Origin of the sequence: Bacillus sp. FSL K6-1338, from assembly GCF_038006965.1 — a bacterium.
GTDB lineage: Bacteria > Bacillota > Bacilli > Bacillales > Bacillaceae_G > Bacillus_A > Bacillus_A thuringiensis_S.
The window spans coordinates 3,756,977-3,778,122 of the sequence record NZ_JBBOWI010000001.1 but is presented as its reverse complement, the minus strand read 5'-3'; the positions used below and the strand labels follow the sequence as shown (position 1 = coordinate 3,778,122).

Genomic DNA, 21,146 nt, shown 5'->3' with positions numbered 1-21,146 from the left:
GGGGATTAGTGTTCATATAATGAAACTAGCATGGTGTTTCGTATAGGTGGCTTCCTGTAAATATGAGAAACAGTTTCCAATTCGTCATATAAGGGAGAGGATAAAAATGGTGATACGAATTTCAGAGTTACAGATGAAGGATGTTATAAATATTTCAGATGGAAAAAGGATTGGGAATATTGGAGATATTGAAATTGATATGAACACAGGGAAAATTTGTTCTGTTATTATTTCCAAACAGACACGTATGCTAGGTATTTTTGGAAAAGATGTTGAGATTGTAATTCCTTGGAAGGAAATTGTGAAAATTGGGGAAGATGTCATACTTGTAAGAGTAAATCCTGTTAATTCTGTAACAGAATCAATACAAACACCGACAATTTCATAAAGAATATTACAAATTCCTCTTTTTTTTCTGTTAGGATTATGAAAAAATAAAAGTATGGTAAAATAGACAGGAAGTACCATGCTTTTTTCTGTTATTTTAATTAAAAGGAGCCGCTTTATTATGAGAGAACCATTTAAATATGTGCACGGTATACTGTATTTACAAGCGTGGAAAGAACTTGGAAACATTACTGCTGGATTTACGACAAAAGATGGTGGGATAAGTACGGGCTCCTTTCATGCGATGAATTTAGGATTACATGTGAATGATATCGTGGAGAACGTTCATGAAAACAGACGCATTTTAGCAAATAAGTTACAAAAACCATTAGAAAACTGGATTTGCTCTGAACAAGTTCATGCTCATCATGTTGAAAAAGTAGGGCAACAGGAAAAAGGAAGTGGCGTCTATTCATATGAGGACGGCATTTCAAAAACAGATGGCATTTATACGAGTAATGAAGATGTTCTGTTAACGTCTTGTTACGCGGATTGTGTTCCGCTCTATTTTTATGCACCATCACATGGTATGATAGGACTTGCGCATGCTGGATGGAAAGGCACTGTACAAGAGATTGCAAAGGAAATGATTCAAAAGTGGAATGCAGAAGGTATTTCAAGTGATGAAATTCATGTTGCAATTGGGCCGTCGATCGGATCTTGTTGTTATGTTGTGGATGATCGTGTATTAACAGCAGCACAGGAAGTAGTTAGCGGTGCTGTTCCTCATCAAAAAATTTCTGACGGGCAGTACGCAATTAATTTAAAAGAAATTAATCGTATATTATGTGTACAAGCAGGCATAAAAGAAGAGCATATTGTAATGTCATCTCTTTGTACAAGCTGTGAAGAGCAACTATTTTTCTCTCATCGTCGTGATCAAGGTAAGACAGGAAGAATGTTGAGTTTCATAGGTTTTAAGGAGGAAGGAAGCAAGTGACAGTACAAGAAAATTTAGTGATTGTAAACGAAGCTATTAAAGAATCTTGCGCTCGAGCTGGACGTTCGTTGCAAGATATTAAACTTGTTGCAGTGACAAAAACTGTAGGGATTGAAAAAACAAACGAAGTAATTGAAGCTGGAATTATCGATTTAGGTGAAAATAGAAATGAAGGTTTCTTACAGAAATACGAGCATTTCGGTTCAAAAGTTAATTGGCACTTTATTGGCTCATTACAAACGAGAAAAGTAAAAGAAATCATTAATGAAATTGATTATTTACATTCGTTAGATCGTCTTTCCCTGGCGAAAGAAATTCAGAAACGTGCTGATAAGAAAGTGAAATGCTTTATTCAAGTGAAAACCTCATCCGAAGAATCGAAGCAAGGATTGGCAATAGAAGAGGTTGTTTCTTTTATTCAAAGTTTGCAAGAATTCGATAAAATTGAAGTGGTCGGACTAATGACGATGGCTCCATTTACAGAAGAAGAGGAAGAAATCAGACGCTGTTTTAAGGAATTACGTATGCTACAAACAGAGGTGCAGGAGCTAGAGTTATTACATGCGCCATGTAAAGAATTATCAATGGGAATGTCCAACGATTACACGATTGCAATTGAAGAAGGGGCTACATATATTCGTTTGGGAACGATTTTAGTAGGAAAAGCGTAAAAGGAAGGAGAATCTTATTATGAGTTGGTCAAAAGTAAAATACTTCTTTTTTGATACACCGGAAGAAAAAGAAGCAGCTCAATATGGTTATGAAAAGGAGCAAACAGACATGAAAAAGCAGCAAGATCCACCAGAACAACAAGATGTTACGTTTCCGAAAGCGCAACCGAAGCAAAATGTTGTGAGTATTGAAACAGCAAAACAATCTTCAAAAGTTGTTTTATTAGAACCACGCACATATTCGGAAGCGCAAGGGATTGCGGACCACCTAAAAGGTAGACGAGCTGTTGTAATTAATTTGCAGAGAATGTCTACTGATCAAGCGGTACGTATCGTTGACTTTTTAAGTGGTACTGTATACGCTATAGGCGGGGACATTCAAAAAATAGGACCGAAAACATTTATGTGTACACCTGAAAATGTTGATATTGTTGGTGCAATTTCAGAGTTATTCGGTGAAGAAGAAGAAACAAATATAAAGAGGTGGTAATACGCCATGACAACAGTTTTAATGGTGTTAAGTTCTGCTATCGAGATTTACTCGTGGGCACTGATTATTTACATTCTCCTATCATGGTTTCCTGGTGCAAAGGAATCATCTTTTGGAGAGTTCTTGGCGCGAATTTGTGAACCGTATTTAGAACCATTCCGCAGATTTATTCCGCCGCTGGGTATGATTGATATTTCTCCACTCGTTGCGATTTTTGCGTTAAAACTTGCTAAAAGTGGTTTGTTCAGCTTGTTCGGCTATTTCTTATAGTAAGAGGTTAAATACATGAGCATTTACGAACATTTTAGGCCTGATGAAGAGGTCTTTGTAGATAAAGTGCTAGAGTGGAAGCGAACGGCGGAGTACCATCAAGTGAAATTAACAGATTTCCTTGATCCAAGACAGCAACAAATTGTTTCTATGGTAATTGGACAAGGAGATGTTGCTGTGCAATTTGGTGGTGCAACGCCTAATGCAGAGCGTAAAAGAGCACTCATTTATCCAGACTATCTAGAATTAAATGAAGAAGAATTTCAAGTAGAAGTATTAGAAATTGACTATCCTTCCAAGTTTTATACGCTAGAACATAGGCAAATATTAGGTACATTTATGTCTCTTGGTTTAACGAGAGAAAAATGTGGTGATATTTTGCTGCAAGAAAATCGTGCCCAAATTGTAGTTGCGAAAGAAATCGTATCGTACATTGAGATGAACTTACAAGCAATAGGAAAAGTAAAAGTCTCCTTATCAGCAGTACAAGGAGAACAAATTCTACAGATACATGAAACGTGGGGGGAGAAATCTGGAACGGTTTCTTCACTTCGTTTAGATGTTATGTTAGCTGAAATGTTACATTTATCTAGACAGAAAGTACAACCTTTCATTAAAAATGGTTTAGTAAAAGTTAATTGGAAAATAGTGGAACAAACTTCTTATGAATGTTATCCAGGAGACGTTTTCTCTGTTAGAGGATATGGCCGAAGTAAATTATTTTCTGTAGAAGGTAGAACAAAACGCGACAAATGGAGAATTTTGTATGGTATACTAAAATGATTGGTTTTTTAGAAGGAAATCCTCCTATTTTGTCGAAGAAAAGATATAATTGAAAGAGGAAATTTAGATAACTACTTGGAGGTGGCGTTGTGCCGTTAACACCATTAGATATTCATAACAAAGAATTTGGTCGCGGATTCCGTGGCTATGATGAAGATCAAGTAAATGAGTTTCTTGATCAAATTATCAAAGATTATGAATTGGTCATTCGTGAGAAAAAAGCTTTAGAAGAAAAAGTTGCGCAGTTAGAAGGGAAGTTAGATCATTTCTCTAATATTGAAGATACGTTAAACAAATCTATCGTTGTTGCGCAAGAAGCAGCGGAAGAAGTAAAACGTAATGCGCAAAAAGAAGCGAAATTAATTGTGCGTGAAGCTGAAAAGAATGCTGATCGTATTATTAACGAAGCATTAGTAAAATCAAGAAAAGTTGCTTTTGATATTGAAGAGTTAAAGAAACAAGCGAAAGTATTCCGAACTCGTTTCCGTATGTTATTAGAAACACAGCTTGAAATGTTAAACAACGATGATTGGGATAAACTAATTGAGTTAGAAGACGAAGTAGATGAACTGTTGAAAAAAGAAGAAACAGTGTAAGCTTGACGTTTTTCTCATTATTACATATAATTTTAAACAACATATTTATTAAGAAAAACGAAGATAGGGATAAGTACCTTTTCAAACCTTATATAGCGAACTGAGGACGGTGTAAGCTCAGGATAAGGAGATAGTGGGAATATCACCCTGGAGTTCCGCGCTGAACAAATAGAGTAAGCGTAGGCGTGTATTCGCGTTAAGAATATAAGAGGATTCTATACATATGTATATGATCTACTAGGGTGGTACCGCGGGAGACTTTCTCGTCCCTTTTTGGGATGAGAAAGTCTCTTTTTTATTCCGTTTTTTAAGTATTTCTTATATACATGTAAGGAGGAATTGAGCATGGAGTACAAAAATACATTACTGATGCCGAAAACAGAGTTCCCAATGCGTGGGAACTTACCAAAACGTGAGCCTGCAATGCAAGAAAAATGGGCTGAAATGAATATTTACGAAAAAGTACAAGAACATACAAAAGGTCGTCCTTTATTTGTATTGCATGATGGACCTCCATATGCGAATGGTGACATTCATATGGGACATGCATTAAATAAAGTATTAAAAGACTTTATTGTTCGTTATAAATCAATGACTGGTTTTAGTGCGCCATATGTTCCAGGATGGGATACGCACGGTTTACCAATTGAACAAGCTTTAACAAATAAAGGTGTAAAGCGTAAAGAAATGACAGTTGCTGAGTTCCGTAAGTTATGTGCAGAGTATGCATATGAACAAGTAGAACGTCAACGTGAACAATTTAAGCGTTTAGGTGTACGTGCAGATTGGGATAATCCATATATTACTTTAGAGCCAGCTTATGAAGCACAACAAATTAAAGTGTTTGGTGACATGGCGAAAAAAGGTTATATCTATAAAGGTCAAAAACCAGTTTACTGGTCTCCAACGAGTGAATCTGCTTTAGCAGAAGCTGAAATTGAATATCAAGATAAAAAATCAGCATCTATTTACGTAGCATTCCCTGTAACAGATGGAAAGAATGTATTAGAAGGTGATGAAAAGTACATCATTTGGACAACAACACCTTGGACATTACCTGCAAACTTAGGTATTTCTGTTCACCCAGAGCTTGAATATAGTATTGTAAAAGTAAATGATGAGAAATTTATCATTGCTTCTGAGCTGTTTGAGACAGTTGCAAAAACGTTAGAGTGGGAAAATGCTGAAGTTGTGAAAACAGTAAAAGGTAGCGAACTTGAGTACACAGTTGCAAAACATCCATTCTACGATCGTGATTCATTAGTTATGCTAGGAGATCACGTAACAACAGATGCAGGTACAGGTTGTGTTCATACAGCACCAGGACACGGGGAAGATGACTTCGTTGTTGGTAAAAAGTATGGATTAGAAGTACTTTGCCCAGTCGATGATAAAGGTGTATTAACAAATGAAGCACCTGGATTTGAAGGCTTATTCTATGATAAAGCTAACAAGCCAATTACAGAAAAATTAGAAGAAGTAGGCGCGTTACTGAAACTAACATTCATTACACATTCATACCCACATGATTGGAGAACGAAAAAACCAATTATTTTCCGTGCGACAGCACAGTGGTTTGCATCTATTGAAGCATTCCGTAAAGAATTAATAGAAGCTGTAGCGGAAACGAAATGGGTACCAGCATGGGGAGAAACTCGTCTTCATAATATGGTTCGTGACCGTGGTGACTGGTGTATTTCTCGTCAGCGTGCATGGGGTGTGCCAATTCCGGTATTCTATGCTGAGAATGGTGATCCAATTATTACGGATGAAACAATTAACCATGTAGCAGATTTATTCCGTGAACACGGTTCTAACGTATGGTTCGAGCGTGAAGCGAAAGATCTATTACCAGAAGGATTTACACATCCGGGTAGCCCAAATGGCGAATTCCGTAAAGAAACAGACATCATGGATGTATGGTTCGATTCAGGTTCTTCTCACCAAGCGGTATTAGAAGAGCGCGAAGATTTACAGCGTCCAGCTGATTTATATTTAGAAGGATCTGACCAGTATCGTGGTTGGTTTAACTCTTCATTATCAACAGCAGTTGCTGTAACAGGTAAAGCTCCATATAAAGGCGTATTAAGTCACGGTTTCGTATTAGATGGTGAAGGACGTAAAATGAGTAAGTCGATTGGAAACATCGTCGTACCGAAGAAAATTATGGATCAATTAGGCGGAGACATTTTACGCTTATGGGTATCTTCTGTTGACTATCAATCTGACGTACGTATTTCAGATGATATTTTAAAACAAGTAGCAGAAGTGTATCGTAAAATCCGTAACACATTCCGTTTCTTATTAGGAAACTTAGACGACTTTAAGCCAAGTGAAAATGCAGTAGCTGTAGCTGAACTTCGTGAAGTAGATCGTTACATGTTAGTGAAATTAAATGACTTAATTACAAAAGTTAAAGAAGCATATGAGACATACGACTTCGCTGCTGTGTATCATGCAATTCATAACTTCTGTACAATTGATTTAAGTTCATTCTACTTAGACTTTGCAAAAGACATTTTATACATTGAAGGTGCAAATCACGAAGATCGTCGTGCAATTCAAACTGTATTATATGATGTTCTTGTTGCGTTAACAAAACTTGTAACACCAATCTTACCGCATACAGCTGATGAAGTATGGCCATACATTCCAGGCGTAACAGAAGAAAGTGTACAATTAACTGATATGCCAGAAGCTGTACAATTAGATGACGCGGAAGCGTTAAAAACAAAATGGGATGCATTTATGACATTACGTGATGACGTGTTAAAAGCACTAGAAGTAGCTCGTAATGAAAAAGTAATCGGTAAGTCATTAAATGCAAGCATTACGCTATATCCAACTGCAGAAATGAAAGCTATGTTAGAGTCTATTAGCGAAGACTTAAAGCAATTATTCATCGTTTCTGAGTATAAACTTGGTGGTATGATGGATGAAGCGCCAGCAGATGCACCGAAGTATGAACATACAGCGGTTGTTGTTGCGCAAGCAACTGGTGAAACATGTGAACGTTGTTGGGTAGTTTCAGAAACAATTGGTAAAGATGCTGAACATGAAACATTATGTGAGCGTTGTGCAACAGTTGTTAAAGAAAACTATGTAAAATAATAAAAAACTGACTGCTATTCATGCAGTCAGTTTTTTTTGTTGATGGCATATCAAAAAAACTTTTCAGACTCTTTCCTGTGAAGGAAAAATGTGTGTGAGGTAAGCAAATAAATTTCGGACACACTAACTGTACATTACAGCTAGGAGGAATGTACACGTGAATGAAATTTACATGGAAATAAAAGAAGAATTGCAATTGATGAGAAAAGAGTTGCAAGAGAGACTAGCTAAAGAAGTAATGCACAAATATGATGTCGAGTTCAGCCAAGAGCTTGGATATGAAATTAAGGAAGAGATAAAGAAAAAATTGCTATTACATGATATAAAAGAGGATTTAAAGGATGTAGAACGCGCATTATTTAAAATGGAAATAGACATGTACGGTATTTGTGAAGAGACGGGGAGATTAATTTCGACAAAGCAAATGAAGACAATGCCGACTGCTCGTACGATTCATGAATTCTTCTATGAAAAGGTAAATGTATGAATACGCACAACGATATTATATTACCTTTTTTTAATTTATTTTATTCTTCTATAAAGGTTCATTGTGAAAAGGTAGCAGCTATGCTAAAATTTTGAGGTACACTGTCTTTGTGGGGGAAATGAAAATGATATATTATGTAATAGCGTTATTTGTCATTGCTATCGATCAAATATCGAAGTGGTTAATTGTAAAGAACATGGAATTGGGTACGAGTATTCCGATTATCGACAATGTATTATACATAACATCACATCGAAATAGAGGCGCTGCCTGGGGTATTTTAGAAAATAAAATGTGGTTCTTCTACATTATTACAGTTGTTTTTGTAGTGTTTATCGTATTTTATATGAAAAAGTATGCGAAAACAGATAAGCTTCTAGGTATTTCGTTAGGCCTAATTTTAGGCGGGGCAATTGGTAACTTTATTGATCGTGTATTTAGACAAGAAGTAGTGGATTTCATTCACGTGTATATTTTCTCGTACAACTATCCAGTATTCAATATAGCTGATTCAGCGTTATGTATTGGTGTTGTATTAATTATTATTCAAACATTATTAGAAGGCAAGAAAGCGAAGGAGTAATTGAATGAGTGAAGTAGTACAAGTAACAGTTGTAGAAGAGCAAAAAAATGAGCGAATTGATAAATTCGTTGCAGGAATAAATAACGAATGGTCACGTTCACAAGTACAGCAATGGATTAAAGATGATGTTGTGACAGTAAACGGGAAAGCAGTAAAAGTGAATTATAAAGTAAAAGAAGAAGATGAAATTACAGTAACGATTCCTGATCCAGAAGCGTTAGATATTCAACCAGAAGATATGAATTTAGAAATTTATTATGAAGATGCAGATGTGCTTGTTGTAAATAAACCACGTGGTATGGTTGTACATCCAGCGCCAGGACATACAAGTGGTACGCTTGTAAACGGCCTTATGCACCATTGTACAGATTTATCAGGTATCAACGGTGTAATGCGTCCAGGTATTGTGCATCGTATTGATAAAGATACATCTGGATTATTAATGGTTGCTAAGAATGATATGGCGCATGAATCACTTGTAAATCAACTTGTAGCAAAAACAGTAACAAGACGTTACAAAGCAATTGTGCACGGTGTTATCCCGCATGATAAGGGGACTATCGATGCACCAATTGGTCGTGATAAGAAAGAGCGTCAAAGTATGACAGTTGATGAAAATGGTAAAAACGCTGTTACTCACTTCCAAGTGTTAGAACGCTTTAAAGACTTTACACTTGTAGAATGTCGCTTAGAAACGGGACGTACGCACCAAATTCGTGTTCATATGAAATATATTGGCTATCCACTTGCAGGAGATCCGAAGTATGGTCCCAAGAAAACGTTAGATATGAATGGACAAGCACTTCATGCAGGTATTTTAGGCTTTGATCATCCTCGTACTGGTGAATATATTCAGTTTGAGGCACCGATTCCAGAAGTATTTGAAGAAGCATTAAATATTTTACGGAAATAGTATTGACAAATCACAAGAAAACTGAGATACTGACAACAGTTAAATAATGATCCTTTAACACAGCCCCGTGAGGTTGAGAAGGTAACGGTTTGAAATACTTAGGGTATGCTGTACCCTTTTTTCAAAAGTCCTCTCGCACACGCTGAGAGGACTTTTTTTATACCATTACTCTCACGCAAGAAAAAAAGCTTGGAGGTGTAGAGCATGCAAGAGAAAGCTGTCGTTTTAGATGACCAAATGATTCGCCGTGCTTTAACACGAATTAGTCATGAAATCGTGGAACGAAATAAAGGTGTCGATAATTGTGTTCTTGTCGGAATTAAAACTCGTGGAATTTTTATTGCACAACGTTTGGCAGAACGAATTGGTCAAATTGAAGGAAAAGAAATGGAAGTTGGAGAGTTAGACATTACGTTATATCGTGATGATTTAACACTGCAATCCAAAAATAAAGAACCACTTGTAAAAGGTTCTGATATCCCTGTAGATATTACGAAGAAAAAAGTTATCCTTGTGGATGACGTGTTATATACAGGAAGAACAGTTCGAGCAGCAATGGATGCTCTTATGGATTTAGGTAGACCATCTCAAATCCAACTGGCGGTTCTTGTTGATAGAGGTCATCGTGAACTACCAATTCGCGCTGATTATGTAGGAAAGAACATTCCAACATCAAGTGAAGAGCGTATCGAAGTTGATTTGCAAGAGACAGATCAACAAGATCGAGTAAGCATATACGATAAGTAAAGCCCTTTTAAATGTAGTCCTGTGAGGCTGCCAAAGGGTCTTGGCTTTCATATGTCAAATTTGGCATACGAAAGTGTAGGACTCTTTGTGCACAGGCACAAAGAGTTTTTTTATTGCAAAGATTTAAACTGAAGGAGGATGTAACAATGGAACAAAAGCCAGTGTTAGACGTTAATGAAGTACCGAAACCGGGAAAATGGTTATTTTTGAGTATACAACATTTGTTCGCGATGTTTGGATCAACAGTGCTTGTTCCGTTTTTAACAGGATTGAATCCATCAGTAGCATTAATATCAAGTGGATTAGGAACGTTAGCGTTTCTTCTTATAACGAAAGGTCAAGTACCTGCCTATCTAGGATCATCATTCGCCTTTATCGCACCGATTATAACAGCGAAAACGGCAGGTGGACCGGGAGCAGCAATGCTTGGTGGTTTGCTAGCAGGGCTTGTGTACATCTTAATCTCACTCGGAATTAAGAAATCAGGATCAGAGTGGATTATGAAATTACTTCCGCCAATCGTAGTTGGACCGGTAGTAATGGTAATCGGTTTAGCGTTAGCACATACAGCAGTTAATATGGCGATGAACGGTGCGGATGGCAAATATAGCTTTATACACTTTTCAGTAGCATTAGTAACATTAGCAATTACAATTATATGCTCGATATTCGGAAGAGGATTTTTCAGTATCATACCAGTGTTACTTGGCATTATCGGCGGATATATCTTCGCTTACTTCCAAGGGCTAGTAGACTTAAAGCCGGTAGCTGAGGCAAAATGGTTTGTTGTACCAGATTTCACAGTACCATTTGTCACATACACACCAGAGTTTTCATGGAAGATTGTACTCTTGATGGTACCAGTTGCACTAGTAACAATATCAGAACATATCGGACATCAAATTGTACTTGGAAATGTTATTAAAAGAGATTTAATTGAAAAACCAGGTTTACACCGTTCGATCTTCGGTGACGGAGTAGCAACATTAATCGCATCACTAATCGGTGGGCCACCGAATACAACGTATGGTGAAAACATCGGTGTGCTAGCAATTACGAGAGCATACAGTGTATACTTATTCATCGGTTCAGCAGTATTCGCAATCATGTTCGGATTTATTGGTAAGATTTCTGCGCTGATTCATTCGATCCCAACACCAGTTATGGGTGGGGTATCAATCTTACTATTCGGTGTAATTGCATCAAGCGGATTACGCATGATGGTAGATGATAAAACAGATTTAAGTGACAAACGAAACTTAATGATTGCATCAGTAATACTAGTAATCGGTATTGGTGGAGCGGTACTTCACATAGGAGAATCGTTCCAAGTAGAAGGAATGGCACTAGCAGCAATTGTAGGTGTACTGTTAAATCTACTACTACCGGAAACGAAACAAATAAAACAACCTAAGCAGATTGCTTCATAATAATAACCTTTTAATTCAGTCCTGTGAGACAGAAAAGGGTGGCTTCTTCCTTGCACCCTAGTCTTACATGACTAGTGTATTTTTATACAAATGTTGTTATAAAAATACAAAAGTGGTAACATAAAAATCAGAAAGATGAGGGATGACGATGAGCCATTTGTTAACGATGAGTGAATTATCGGAAGTAGAAATTTCAGAAATCCTAAAAGACGCAGAAGATTTCGCGAATGGAAAAGAGAACAAAACGACAGAGCAAACTTTTGTTGCGAACTTGTTCTTTGAGAATAGTACGAGAACGAGATTTAGCTTTGAAGTTGCTGAGAAGAGATTAGGACTAGATGTTTTAAACTTTTCAGCGGATGCATCTAGCGTACAAAAAGGAGAAACTCTATACGATACGATAAGAACACTAGAATCAATCGGAACAAAAGCGGTGATCGTCCGCCATGAGCAAGATCGCTACTTCGATGAACTAAAAGATCAGGTAAATATCCCAATCTTAAACGCTGGAGATGGATGTGGAAACCACCCAACGCAGTGCCTACTCGATCTTCTTACAATTAAACAAGAGTTTGGAAGATTTGAAGGATTAAAGATTGCGATAGTAGGAGATGTTCGTCATAGCCGAGTAGCACGTTCTAATGCAGAAGCATTAACGAAACTGGGTGCAACAATTTACTTTGCAAGTCCAGAAGAGTGGAAAGATGAAGACAGCACATTTGGAACATACAAACCATTGGATGAACTTGTTCCAGAAGTGGATGTAATGATGTTACTTCGTGTACAACATGAGCGTCATGATCATTATGAAACAGACATTATGAAAGAGTATCATGAGAGACACGGATTAACAGTGGAAAGAGAAAAGCGTATGAAAGAAGGAAGCATTATTATGCATCCAGCTCCTGTAAACCGTGATGTTGAAGTTGCAAGTGAACTTGTTGAGTGTGAGCGTTCACGCATATTTAAACAAATGGAAAATGGAGTTTACGTAAGAATGGCTGTACTAAAACGCGCCTTACCAAATGTATTAGGAGGAATGAAACATGAATTACTTGTTTAAAAATGGTCGTTATATGAATGAAGAAGGAAAAATCGTAGCAACAGATCTTCTCGTACAAGACGGTAAAATCGCTAAGGTAGCAGAAAATATTACGGCAGATAATGCTGAAGTAATCGAAGTGAACGGAAATTTAATCGCACCTGGATTAGTAGATGTACACGTACATCTTCGTGAACCAGGTGGTGAACATAAAGAAACAATTGAAACAGGTACACTAGCAGCGGCAAAAGGTGGATTCACTACAATTTGCTCAATGCCAAATACACGCCCAGTACCAGATTGCAGAGAACATATGGAAGACCTGCAAAAACGTATTAAAGAAAAAGCGCATGTCAACGTACTACCATACGGAGCAATTACAGTACGTCAAGCTGGTTCTGAAATGACAGATTTCGAAACATTAAAAGAACTTGGAGCATTTGCTTTCACAGATGACGGCGTAGGCGTACAAGATGCTAGCATGATGTTAGCGGCTATGAAACGTGCAGCGAAATTAAATATGGCAGTAGTTGCGCACTGTGAAGAGAATACGCTTATTAATAAAGGTTGTGTACATGAAGGGAAGTTTTCTGAGAAACACGGATTAAACGGTATCCCATCAGTATGTGAATCTGTACATATTGCAAGGGATATACTGCTTGCTGAAGCAGCAGATTGTCACTATCACGTATGTCACGTAAGTACAAAAGGTTCTGTACGTGTAATCCGTGATGCGAAACGAGCTGGAATTAAAGTAACAGCAGAAGTAACACCACATCACCTAGTGTTATGTGAAGATGATATCCCATCAGTTGATCCTAACTTTAAAATGAACCCACCGCTTCGTGGAAAAGAAGACCATGCAGCATTAATTGAAGGATTACTAGATGGAACGATCGATATGATCGCAACTGACCATGCACCGCATACAGCGGAAGAGAAAGCACAAGGAATTGAAAGAGCGCCATTCGGAATTACTGGTTTTGAAACAGCATTCCCACTTCTATACACAAACCTTGTGAAAAAAGGAATTATTACATTAGAGCAGTTAATTCAATTCTTAACAGAAAAGCCAGCTGATACATTCGGCTTAGAAGCAGGTCGCCTGAAAGAAGGTAGAACAGCTGATATTACAATCATTGATTTAGAACAAGAAGAAGAGATTGACCCAACAACATTCTTATCAAAAGGAAAAAATACACCATTCGCAGGTTGGAAATGCCAAGGATGGCCGGTAATGACAATCGTTGGTGGTAAGATCGCATGGCAAAAGGAGAGTGCATTAGTATGAAAAGACAACTTATCTTAGAAGATGGAACAGTATTAATTGGAAAAGGTTTCGGAGGCGAAATTGAAAAGTCAGGTGAGGTTGTATTTACAACAGGAATGACTGGATATCAAGAAACATTATCTGATCCATCATATTGCGGTCAAATCGTAACATTCACGTACCCATTAATCGGAAACTACGGCATTAACCGTGACGATTTTGAATCGATTCACCCATCTGTAAATGGCTTAATCGTAAACGAAATTTGTGATCACCCATCAAACTTCCGTAATGAAATTTCGTTAAATGATTACTTAAAAGAAAGAAATATCCCAGGGTTAGCAGGAATTGATACAAGAAAATTAACGAGAAAAATTCGTCAATACGGTACATTACGTGGACGTCTATGTAACATGGATGCAGATGTAGAATACATCGTGAGCCAATTAAAAGCGACAGTATTTACAGATCACGTGAAACGCGTATCAACGAAAGATCCATACCCAAGCCCAGGCCGTGGACACCGAGTTGTACTTGTAGACTTCGGAATGAAACATGGTATTTTACGAGAATTAAACAAACGTGACTGTGATGTAATTGTAGTACCTTACAATACAACAGCAGAAGAAATTTTACGCCTTAGCCCAGATGGAATTATGTTAAGTAACGGACCTGGAGATCCGAAAGATGTACCAGAAGCAATTGAAATGTTAAAAGACATTATCGGTAAAGTTCCTTTATTCGGAATTTGCTTAGGACATCAACTATTCGCTCTAGCATCTGGTGCGAATACAAGTAAGTTAAAATTCGGTCACCGTGGTTTAAACCATCCAGTAAAACATCTTGCAACTGGAAAAGTAGCAATTACATCTCAAAATCATGGTTACGCAGTAGAAGAAGAATCAGTTAAAAATACAGAACTTGAAATTACACATGTCGCTTTAAATGATGGAACAGTAGAAGGTCTTCGTCATACGAAGTTCCCAGCATTTACAGTGCAATACCATCCAGAAGCTTCAGCAGGACCAGAAGATGCAAATGATTTATTCGAAGATTTCTTAGAAATGATTGAAAACTTCAAGAAAGAAGGGGAAGAGTTATGCCAAAACGCCTAGACATTAACACAATTTTAGTAATCGGATCAGGACCAATTGTAATTGGGCAAGCAGCAGAGTTTGACTACTCTGGTACACAAGCTTGTCAATCTCTTAGAGAAGAAGGTTACAAAGTAATCCTTGTTAACTCTAACCCAGCAACAATTATGACAGATACTGCAACAGCAGATAAAGTATATATAGAACCATTAACACTAGAATTCGTAAGCCGTATCATTCGTAAAGAACGTCCAGATGCAATCTTACCAACATTAGGTGGTCAAACAGGTTTAAACATGGCTGTTGAACTTGCGAAATCAGGCATACTTGAAGAGTGTGGAGTTGAAATTTTAGGAACGAAATTATCAGCAATTGAGCAAGCGGAGGATCGTGATTTATTCCGTACATTAATGCAGGAATTAAATGAACCAATTCCATCTAGTACCATCATTCATACGCTAGAAGAAGCACATGAATTTGTAAAAGAAATTGGATATCCAGTTATTGTTCGCCCAGCATTTACAATGGGGGGAACAGGTGGCGGAATCTGTAGTAATGAAGAAGAACTAATTGAAATCGTATCAGGTGGATTAAAACATAGTCCAGTAACACAATGTTTATTAGAAAAGAGCATTGCTGGTTGTAAGGAAATTGAATATGAAGTAATGCGTGATTCAAATGATAACGCGATTGTAGTATGTAATATGGAAAATATCGATCCAGTTGGAGTTCACACAGGTGATTCTATCGTAGTAGCACCGAGCCAAACATTAAGTGACCGTGAATATCAAATGTTACGAAACACTTCATTACGAATTATTCGTGCATTAGGAATTGAAGGTGGATGTAACGTTCAGCTTGCACTTGATCCACATAGCTTCCAATACTATGTAATCGAAGTAAACCCGCGTGTAAGTCGTTCATCTGCACTAGCATCTAAAGCAACTGGATATCCAATTGCGAAGCTAGCGGCAAAAATTGCAGTCGGTCTAACATTAGATGAAATTATAAACCCAGTAACGCAAAAAACATACGCTTGCTTCGAGCCAGCATTAGACTATGTCGTTTCAAAAATTCCGCGCTGGCCATTTGATAAGTTTGAATCAGCAAACAGAACACTGGGTACACAAATGAAGGCAACTGGTGAAGTTATGTCAATCGGACGTAACTTAGAGCAATCATTATTAAAAGCGGTTCGTTCTTTAGAACTTGGCGTTTATCACTTAGAGTTAGAGCATTTAAAAGAACTTGATAAAGAAACAATGAAAAAACGCATTATAAAAGCTGATGATGAGCGACTGTTTATTGTAGCAGAAGCAATTCGTCAAGGTGTAACGAAAGAAGAAATCAACGAATGGTGTGAAATGGACTTCTTCTTCTTACAAAAAGTTGAAAACATCGTAAATATGGAACGTGAAGTAAAAGCGAATGTAGGAAATATGGAAGTACTACAAACTGCGAAAGAAATGGGCTTCAGCGATCACTACGTTGCAGCAGCTTGGAATAAAACAGAGCGTGAAATTTACGATATGCGTAAAGAAAGCAATATAACTCCTGTTTATAAAATGGTAGATACTTGTGCGGCAGAGTTTGAATCTGCAACACCATACTACTACAGCACATATGGTGACGAGAATGAATCGGTTAGAACAGATCGTAAGAGTGTAGTAGTTCTAGGATCTGGTCCAATCCGTATCGGTCAAGGTGTTGAGTTTGACTACGCAACTGTTCACTCTGTATGGGCAATTAAAGAAGCTGGATATGAGGCAATCATTGTTAATAACAATCCAGAAACAGTTTCAACAGACTTCAGTATTTCTGACAAATTATATTTTGAACCATTAACAATCGAAGATGTAATGCACATTATCGATTTAGAAAAGCCAGAAGGTGTTATCGTTCAGTTCGGTGGACAAACGGCAATTAACTTAGCGGCGAAATTAGAAGAACACGGTGTGAAAATTTTAGGAACATCACTTGAAGATTTAGACCGCGCAGAAGATCGTGATAAGTTTGAAGCAGCTCTAACACAGCTTGGTATCCCGCAACCAGTTGGTAAAACAGCAACAACTGTAGAACAAGCAGTAGCAATCGCTGAAGAAATTGGATATCCAGTATTAGTAAGACCGTCTTACGTACTAGGTGGACGTGCGATGGAAATCGTATATCGTCAAGAAGAATTACTGCACTACATGAAAAATGCAGTTAAAGTTCATGCAGAGCATCCGGTATTAATTGACCGTTACATGGTTGGTAAAGAAATTGAAGTAGATGCAATTTCAGACGGTGAGAATGTATTTATTCCAGGTATTATGGAACATATTGAACGCGCTGGAGTTCACTCTGGTGACTCAATTGGAGTATACCCACCACAAAGCTTATCTGAAAAACTAAAAGAACAAATCATTGAACATACAATTGCACTTGGAAAAGGTTTAAACATTGTTGGATTACTAAATATCCAGTTCGTAGTATTCAAAGATCAAGTGTACGTAATTGAAGTAAACCCACGTGCGAGTCGTACAGTACCGTTCTTAAGTAAAATTACGGGCGTACCGATGGCGAATGTTGCAACGAAAGTTATTTTAGGTCAAGACTTAGTAGAGCAAGGATACGGAACTGGTTATCACCCAGAAGAGAAAGAAGTATATGTAAAAGCGCCGGTATTCTCGTTTGCGAAACTACGCTCAGTTGATACAACATTAGGACCTGAAATGAAGTCAACAGGGGAAGTAATGGGTAAAGACTTAACGCTTGAAAAAGCATTATACAAAGGATTAGTTGCTTCTGGAATTAACATCCCAACGCACGGATCAGTAATCATCACAGTAGCGGATAAAGATAAAGAAGAGGCAATGGAAATTGCAAAACGTTTCCACGAAATCGGTTATAACTTATTAGCAACAGCTGGAACAGCACAATCGTTAGCAGAGCAAAATATTCCAGTGCAAGTGGTAAACAAAATTGATTCTGAAGACTATAACTTACTTGATATTATCCGTCAAGGAAAAGCACAGTTTGTAATCAATACATTAACAAAAGGCAAACAACCAGCGCGTGATGGTTTCCGCATTCGCCGTGAATCAGTAGAAAATGGTGTGGCTTGCTTAACATCACTTGATACAACGAGAGCAATCTTACGAGTATTGGAATCTATGACATTCTCAGCTCATTCAATGAAAGAAATTACGCAAACAAAGCGTCACGAGGTGGTACATGCATGATGCAAAAGCAAAATATGATTGTCGTTAACCAAAAAGAAATCGCAAAAAACATTTACGAATTAGTGCTTCAAGGAACGTTAGTACAGCAAATGAACGAACCAGGGCAGTTTGTACACATTAAGGTAGCAGAGGGCATTGCGCCCCTTCTGCGCCGCCCAATTAGTATTTGTAATGTAGATCAAGAGAAGAACGAATTTACAATGCTATATCGTGCCGAAGGACAAGGGACAAAAACATTAGCAACTAGAAAACAAGGTGAAATGATAGATGTACTAGGACCATTAGGACACGGTTTTCCTGTAGAAGAAGCAGAAGCTGGTCAAACAGCTTTACTAGTAGGCGGGGGAATTGGTGTACCACCACTTTATGAATTATCACAGCGCCTCGTTGCAAAGGGTGTACGTGTGATTCACATCTTAGGTTTTCAAACGAAAGATGTTGTTTTCTATGAAGAAAAATTTGCAGAACTTGGTGATACGTACGTTGCGACAGTAGACGGTACACACGGTACAAAAGGATTTGTCACAGATGTAATTGATAATTACGGAATCGACTTTGACATTCTTTATTCATGTGGCCCGTTAGCGATGCTTCGTGCATTAGAAGGACGTTACAAAGAGAAAAAAGCATATATTTCATTAGAAGAGCGTATGGGCTGTGGTATTGGAGCTTGTTTCGCATGTGTATGCCACTTACAAGAAGATCCAAGTGGACATTCTTACAAGAAGGTGTGTAGCGACGGACCAGTATTTCCAATCGGGGAGGTTGTACTATGAACAGATTGCAAGTTGAATTACCAGGATTATCATTAAAAAATCCAATTATACCGGCATCTGGATGCTTTGGATTTGGTCGTGAATATGCACAGTTTTACGATTTAAGTGTACTAGGATCAATCATGATTAAAGCGACGACAGAACAACCACGTTATGGAAATCCAACGCCTCGTGTTGCTGAAACACCAGGCGGCATGTTAAATGCAATCGGACTTCAAAACCCGGGATTAGACAAAGTAATGAATTCGGAATTACCATGGTTAGAACAATTTGACCTTCCAATTATTGCGAACGTTGCAGGCTCACAGGCTGAGGATTACGTAGCGGTTGCGAAGGAAATTTCTAAAGCGCCTAATGTCCATGCACTAGAATTAAATATTTCTTGTCCAAACGTAAAAACAGGTGGTATCGCCTTTGGTACAAATCCTGAAATTGCTGCTGATTTAACGAAGCGAGTAAAAGAGGTTTCTGAAGTACCTGTATACGTGAAATTGTCACCGAACGTGGCAAACATAGTGGAAATTGCAAAAGCGATTGAAAATGCAGGTGCAGATGGTTTAACGATGATTAATACATTGCTTGGTATGCGTCTAGATTTAAAAACAGCTAAACCAATTTTAGCAAACCGTACAGGCGGATTATCAGGTCCTGCGATTAAGCCAGTAGCAATTCGCATGGTACATGAAGTAAGCCAAGCGGTTAACATTCCAATTATCGGAATGGGCGGTATTGAAACAGCGGAAGATGTAATTGAATTCTTCTACGCTGGCGCAAGCGCAGTTGCAGTAGGTACAGCGAACTTTATCGATCCGTTCGTATGTCCGACAATTATTGAAGAGTTACCAGCATTACTAGATGAATTAGGATTTGATCATATTTCGGAATGTCAAGGAAGGAGCTGGAAGCAAACATGTCACAGTCGTTAATCGTTGCACTAGATTTTCCAGGGAAACAAGAAGTAGAACAATTCTTACACCACTTTGAAGGGGAAGAGTTATTTGTCAAAGTAGGTATGGAGTTATTTTACAAAGAAGGCCCTGCAATTATTACGTACTTAAAAGAAAAAGGACATAAGATTTTCCTAGATTTAAAACTTCATGATATTCCGAATACAGTAAAAAGCGCTATGCGTAGCCTAGCTAGTCTAGATGTTGATATGGTAAATGTTCATGCTGCTGGGGGAAGTAGCATGATGAAAGCTGCGATTGAGGGATTAGAGGAAGGTAAGCAAGAAGGAAAAGAGAGACCGATTTGTATTGCAGTTACACAACTAACAAGCACTTCGGAAGCTATGATGAAAAAAGAGATTGGCATTGAGAAAACGTTAGAAGAAGCGGTTGCTCATTATGCAAAATTAACGAAAGACAGTGGACTTGATGGCGTTGTTTGTTCAACACTTGAAGTTCCAAAATTACGTGAAGTATGCGGAAATGAATTTGTAACAGTAACACCGGGGATTCGTCTTGCAAGTGATGATGTTAATGACCAAGTGCGCGTAGCAACACCGAAACGTGCGAGGGAACTTGGCTCAAGCTACATTGTAGTTGGACGCAGTATTACGAAAGCAGAAAATCCGCTTGAAGCGTATAAAACAGTAAAACAACAGTGGGAAGGTGTAACAGTATGAAAAAAGAAATCGCATCGCATTTATTAGAAATTGGAGCAGTATTTTTACAACCGAATGATCCATTCACTTGGTCTTCAGGTATGAAATCACCAATTTATTGTGATAACCGTTTAACTTTATCTTATCCAAAAGTACGTCAAGCGATTGCAGCTGGATTAGAAGAGTTAATTAAAGAGCACTTCCCAACTGTAGAAGTTATTGCAGGAACAGCAACTGCTGGTATTGCGCACGCTGCATGGGTAAGCGATCGTATGGATTTACCAATGTGCTACGTACGTAGTAAAGCAAAAGGTCACGGTAAAGGGAACCAAATTGAAGGAAAAGCTGAAAAAGGTCAAAAAGTAGTAGTAGTAGAAGACTTAATTTCAACTGGTGGTAGTGCAATTACGTGTGTAGAAGCACTTCGCGAAGCTGGCTGTGAAGTATTAGGAATCGTATCAATCTTCACATACGAGCTAGAGTCAGGAAAAGAAAAATTAGAAGCAGCTAACGTAGCATCATATTCTTTAAGTGATTACAGTGCATTAACTGAAGTTGCAGCAGAAAAAGGTATGATCGGACAAGCTGAAACGAAAAAATTACAAGAGTGGCGTAAAAATCCAGCTGACGAAGCTTGGATCACAGCGTAACATAAAAAAGACGACTGCGGGGGAACGCAGTCGTCTTTTTTATCATTGTTAAAAATTCAAGTAAAGTCCTATCGAT

21 protein-coding genes and 1 other annotated feature are annotated in these 21,146 nt (G+C 37.9%); all 21 genes read left to right on the top strand.

The features are described 5' to 3' along the window. The first annotated feature begins 106 nt into the window (after positions 1 to 106). The 21 genes from NZ044_RS19185 to pyrE all read left to right on the top strand — a co-directional run bounded on the left by NZ044_RS19185 (position 107) and on the right by pyrE (position 21,070). Positions 107 to 388 (top strand): YlmC/YmxH family sporulation protein, encoded by a 282-nt coding sequence (locus tag NZ044_RS19185; RefSeq protein WP_000236745.1) that lies wholly within the window; start codon positions 107 to 109, stop codon positions 386 to 388. Between the two features lie 120 nt (positions 389 to 508). Continuing rightward, on the top strand, positions 509 to 1,327 hold the full coding sequence (gene pgeF, locus NZ044_RS19180) for a peptidoglycan editing factor PgeF (protein WP_097890983.1): 819 nt from the start codon (positions 509 to 511) through the stop codon (positions 1,325 to 1,327). Next, positions 1,324 to 1,998: a YggS family pyridoxal phosphate-dependent enzyme gene (locus NZ044_RS19175; RefSeq protein ID WP_000218005.1), complete on the top strand. Its 675-nt coding sequence runs from the start codon at positions 1,324 to 1,326 to the stop codon at positions 1,996 to 1,998. Before pgeF ends, NZ044_RS19175 begins: the two co-directional genes overlap by 4 nt. Positions 1,999 to 2,017: 19 nt before the next feature. After that, entirely contained in the window at positions 2,018 to 2,488 is a 471-nt protein-coding gene (locus NZ044_RS19170) for a cell division protein SepF (RefSeq protein WP_000119129.1), read from the top strand. Between the two features lie 6 nt (positions 2,489 to 2,494). Continuing rightward, positions 2,495 to 2,758 carry a YggT family protein gene (locus NZ044_RS19165; protein WP_000214323.1) on the top strand — a complete coding sequence of 88 codons (264 nt, stop codon included), beginning with the start codon at positions 2,495 to 2,497 and terminating at the stop codon, positions 2,756 to 2,758. 15 nt (positions 2,759 to 2,773) lie between these two features. Then, positions 2,774 to 3,541 carry a YlmH family RNA-binding protein gene (locus NZ044_RS19160; RefSeq protein ID WP_000029712.1) on the top strand — a complete coding sequence of 256 codons (768 nt, stop codon included), beginning with the start codon at positions 2,774 to 2,776 and terminating at the stop codon, positions 3,539 to 3,541. An 89-nt stretch (positions 3,542 to 3,630) separates the two neighbouring features. Further along, a complete protein-coding gene (gene divIVA, locus NZ044_RS19155) occupies positions 3,631 to 4,137 on the top strand; it encodes a septum site-determining protein DivIVA (RefSeq protein ID WP_001131611.1) in 507 nt (168 codons plus the stop codon). Positions 4,138 to 4,188: 51 nt separating this feature from the next. After that, positions 4,189 to 4,411, top strand: a binding site (T-box leader). Between the two features lie 71 nt (positions 4,412 to 4,482). Continuing rightward, complete coding sequence (gene ileS2, locus NZ044_RS19150) at positions 4,483 to 7,248, top strand: isoleucine--tRNA ligase (RefSeq protein ID WP_086390361.1); 2,766 nt, start codon at positions 4,483 to 4,485, stop codon at positions 7,246 to 7,248. 157 nt (positions 7,249 to 7,405) lie between these two features. Further along, positions 7,406 to 7,735, top strand: coding sequence for a molecular chaperone DnaK (locus NZ044_RS19145; RefSeq protein ID WP_001002956.1), 330 nt, complete (start codon positions 7,406 to 7,408; stop codon positions 7,733 to 7,735). A 124-nt stretch (positions 7,736 to 7,859) separates the two neighbouring features. Then, positions 7,860 to 8,318 carry a lipoprotein signal peptidase LspA gene (gene lspA / locus NZ044_RS19140; RefSeq protein ID WP_000642180.1) on the top strand — a complete coding sequence of 153 codons (459 nt, stop codon included), beginning with the start codon at positions 7,860 to 7,862 and terminating at the stop codon, positions 8,316 to 8,318. Positions 8,319 to 8,322: 4 nt separating this feature from the next. Then, positions 8,323 to 9,231 (top strand): RluA family pseudouridine synthase, encoded by a 909-nt coding sequence (locus NZ044_RS19135; RefSeq protein WP_000005854.1) that lies wholly within the window; start codon positions 8,323 to 8,325, stop codon positions 9,229 to 9,231. 204 nt (positions 9,232 to 9,435) lie between these two features. Then, positions 9,436 to 9,978, top strand: coding sequence for a bifunctional pyrimidine operon transcriptional regulator/uracil phosphoribosyltransferase (gene pyrR / locus NZ044_RS19130; protein WP_001156491.1), 543 nt, complete (start codon positions 9,436 to 9,438; stop codon positions 9,976 to 9,978). A 146-nt stretch (positions 9,979 to 10,124) separates the two neighbouring features. After that, positions 10,125 to 11,408, top strand: coding sequence for a uracil permease (uraA, locus tag NZ044_RS19125; RefSeq protein WP_016098906.1), 1,284 nt, complete (start codon positions 10,125 to 10,127; stop codon positions 11,406 to 11,408). 148 nt (positions 11,409 to 11,556) lie between these two features. Then, entirely contained in the window at positions 11,557 to 12,471 is a 915-nt protein-coding gene (pyrB, locus tag NZ044_RS19120; protein WP_097890987.1) for an aspartate carbamoyltransferase, read from the top strand. Then, on the top strand, positions 12,455 to 13,741 hold the full coding sequence (gene pyrC / locus NZ044_RS19115; RefSeq protein ID WP_001108387.1) for a dihydroorotase: 1,287 nt from the start codon (positions 12,455 to 12,457) through the stop codon (positions 13,739 to 13,741). The genes pyrB and pyrC overlap by 17 nt, the downstream gene beginning before the upstream one ends. Continuing rightward, positions 13,738 to 14,835 (top strand): carbamoyl phosphate synthase small subunit, encoded by a 1,098-nt coding sequence (locus tag NZ044_RS19110; protein ID WP_000828669.1) that lies wholly within the window; start codon positions 13,738 to 13,740, stop codon positions 14,833 to 14,835. The genes pyrC and NZ044_RS19110 overlap by 4 nt, the downstream gene beginning before the upstream one ends. Beyond that, the gene (carB, locus tag NZ044_RS19105; RefSeq protein ID WP_001126139.1) at positions 14,820 to 18,038 is read left to right on the top strand and encodes a carbamoyl-phosphate synthase large subunit; all 3,219 of its coding nucleotides are present in this window, start codon (positions 14,820 to 14,822) and stop codon (positions 18,036 to 18,038) included. Before NZ044_RS19110 ends, carB begins: the two co-directional genes overlap by 16 nt. Then, the gene (gene pyrK / locus NZ044_RS19100) at positions 18,035 to 18,814 is read left to right on the top strand and encodes a dihydroorotate oxidase B electron transfer subunit (protein WP_000983354.1); all 780 of its coding nucleotides are present in this window, start codon (positions 18,035 to 18,037) and stop codon (positions 18,812 to 18,814) included. The genes carB and pyrK overlap by 4 nt, the downstream gene beginning before the upstream one ends. Then, on the top strand, positions 18,811 to 19,740 hold the full coding sequence (pyrD, locus tag NZ044_RS19095) for a dihydroorotate oxidase B catalytic subunit (protein ID WP_001081049.1): 930 nt from the start codon (positions 18,811 to 18,813) through the stop codon (positions 19,738 to 19,740). Before pyrK ends, pyrD begins: the two co-directional genes overlap by 4 nt. Next, positions 19,725 to 20,441, top strand: coding sequence for an orotidine-5'-phosphate decarboxylase (pyrF, locus tag NZ044_RS19090; RefSeq protein WP_000083509.1), 717 nt, complete (start codon positions 19,725 to 19,727; stop codon positions 20,439 to 20,441). Before pyrD ends, pyrF begins: the two co-directional genes overlap by 16 nt. Then, positions 20,438 to 21,070, top strand: coding sequence for an orotate phosphoribosyltransferase (pyrE, locus tag NZ044_RS19085; RefSeq protein ID WP_000711454.1), 633 nt, complete (start codon positions 20,438 to 20,440; stop codon positions 21,068 to 21,070). The genes pyrF and pyrE overlap by 4 nt, the downstream gene beginning before the upstream one ends. Positions 21,071 to 21,146: the final 76 nt, after the last annotated feature.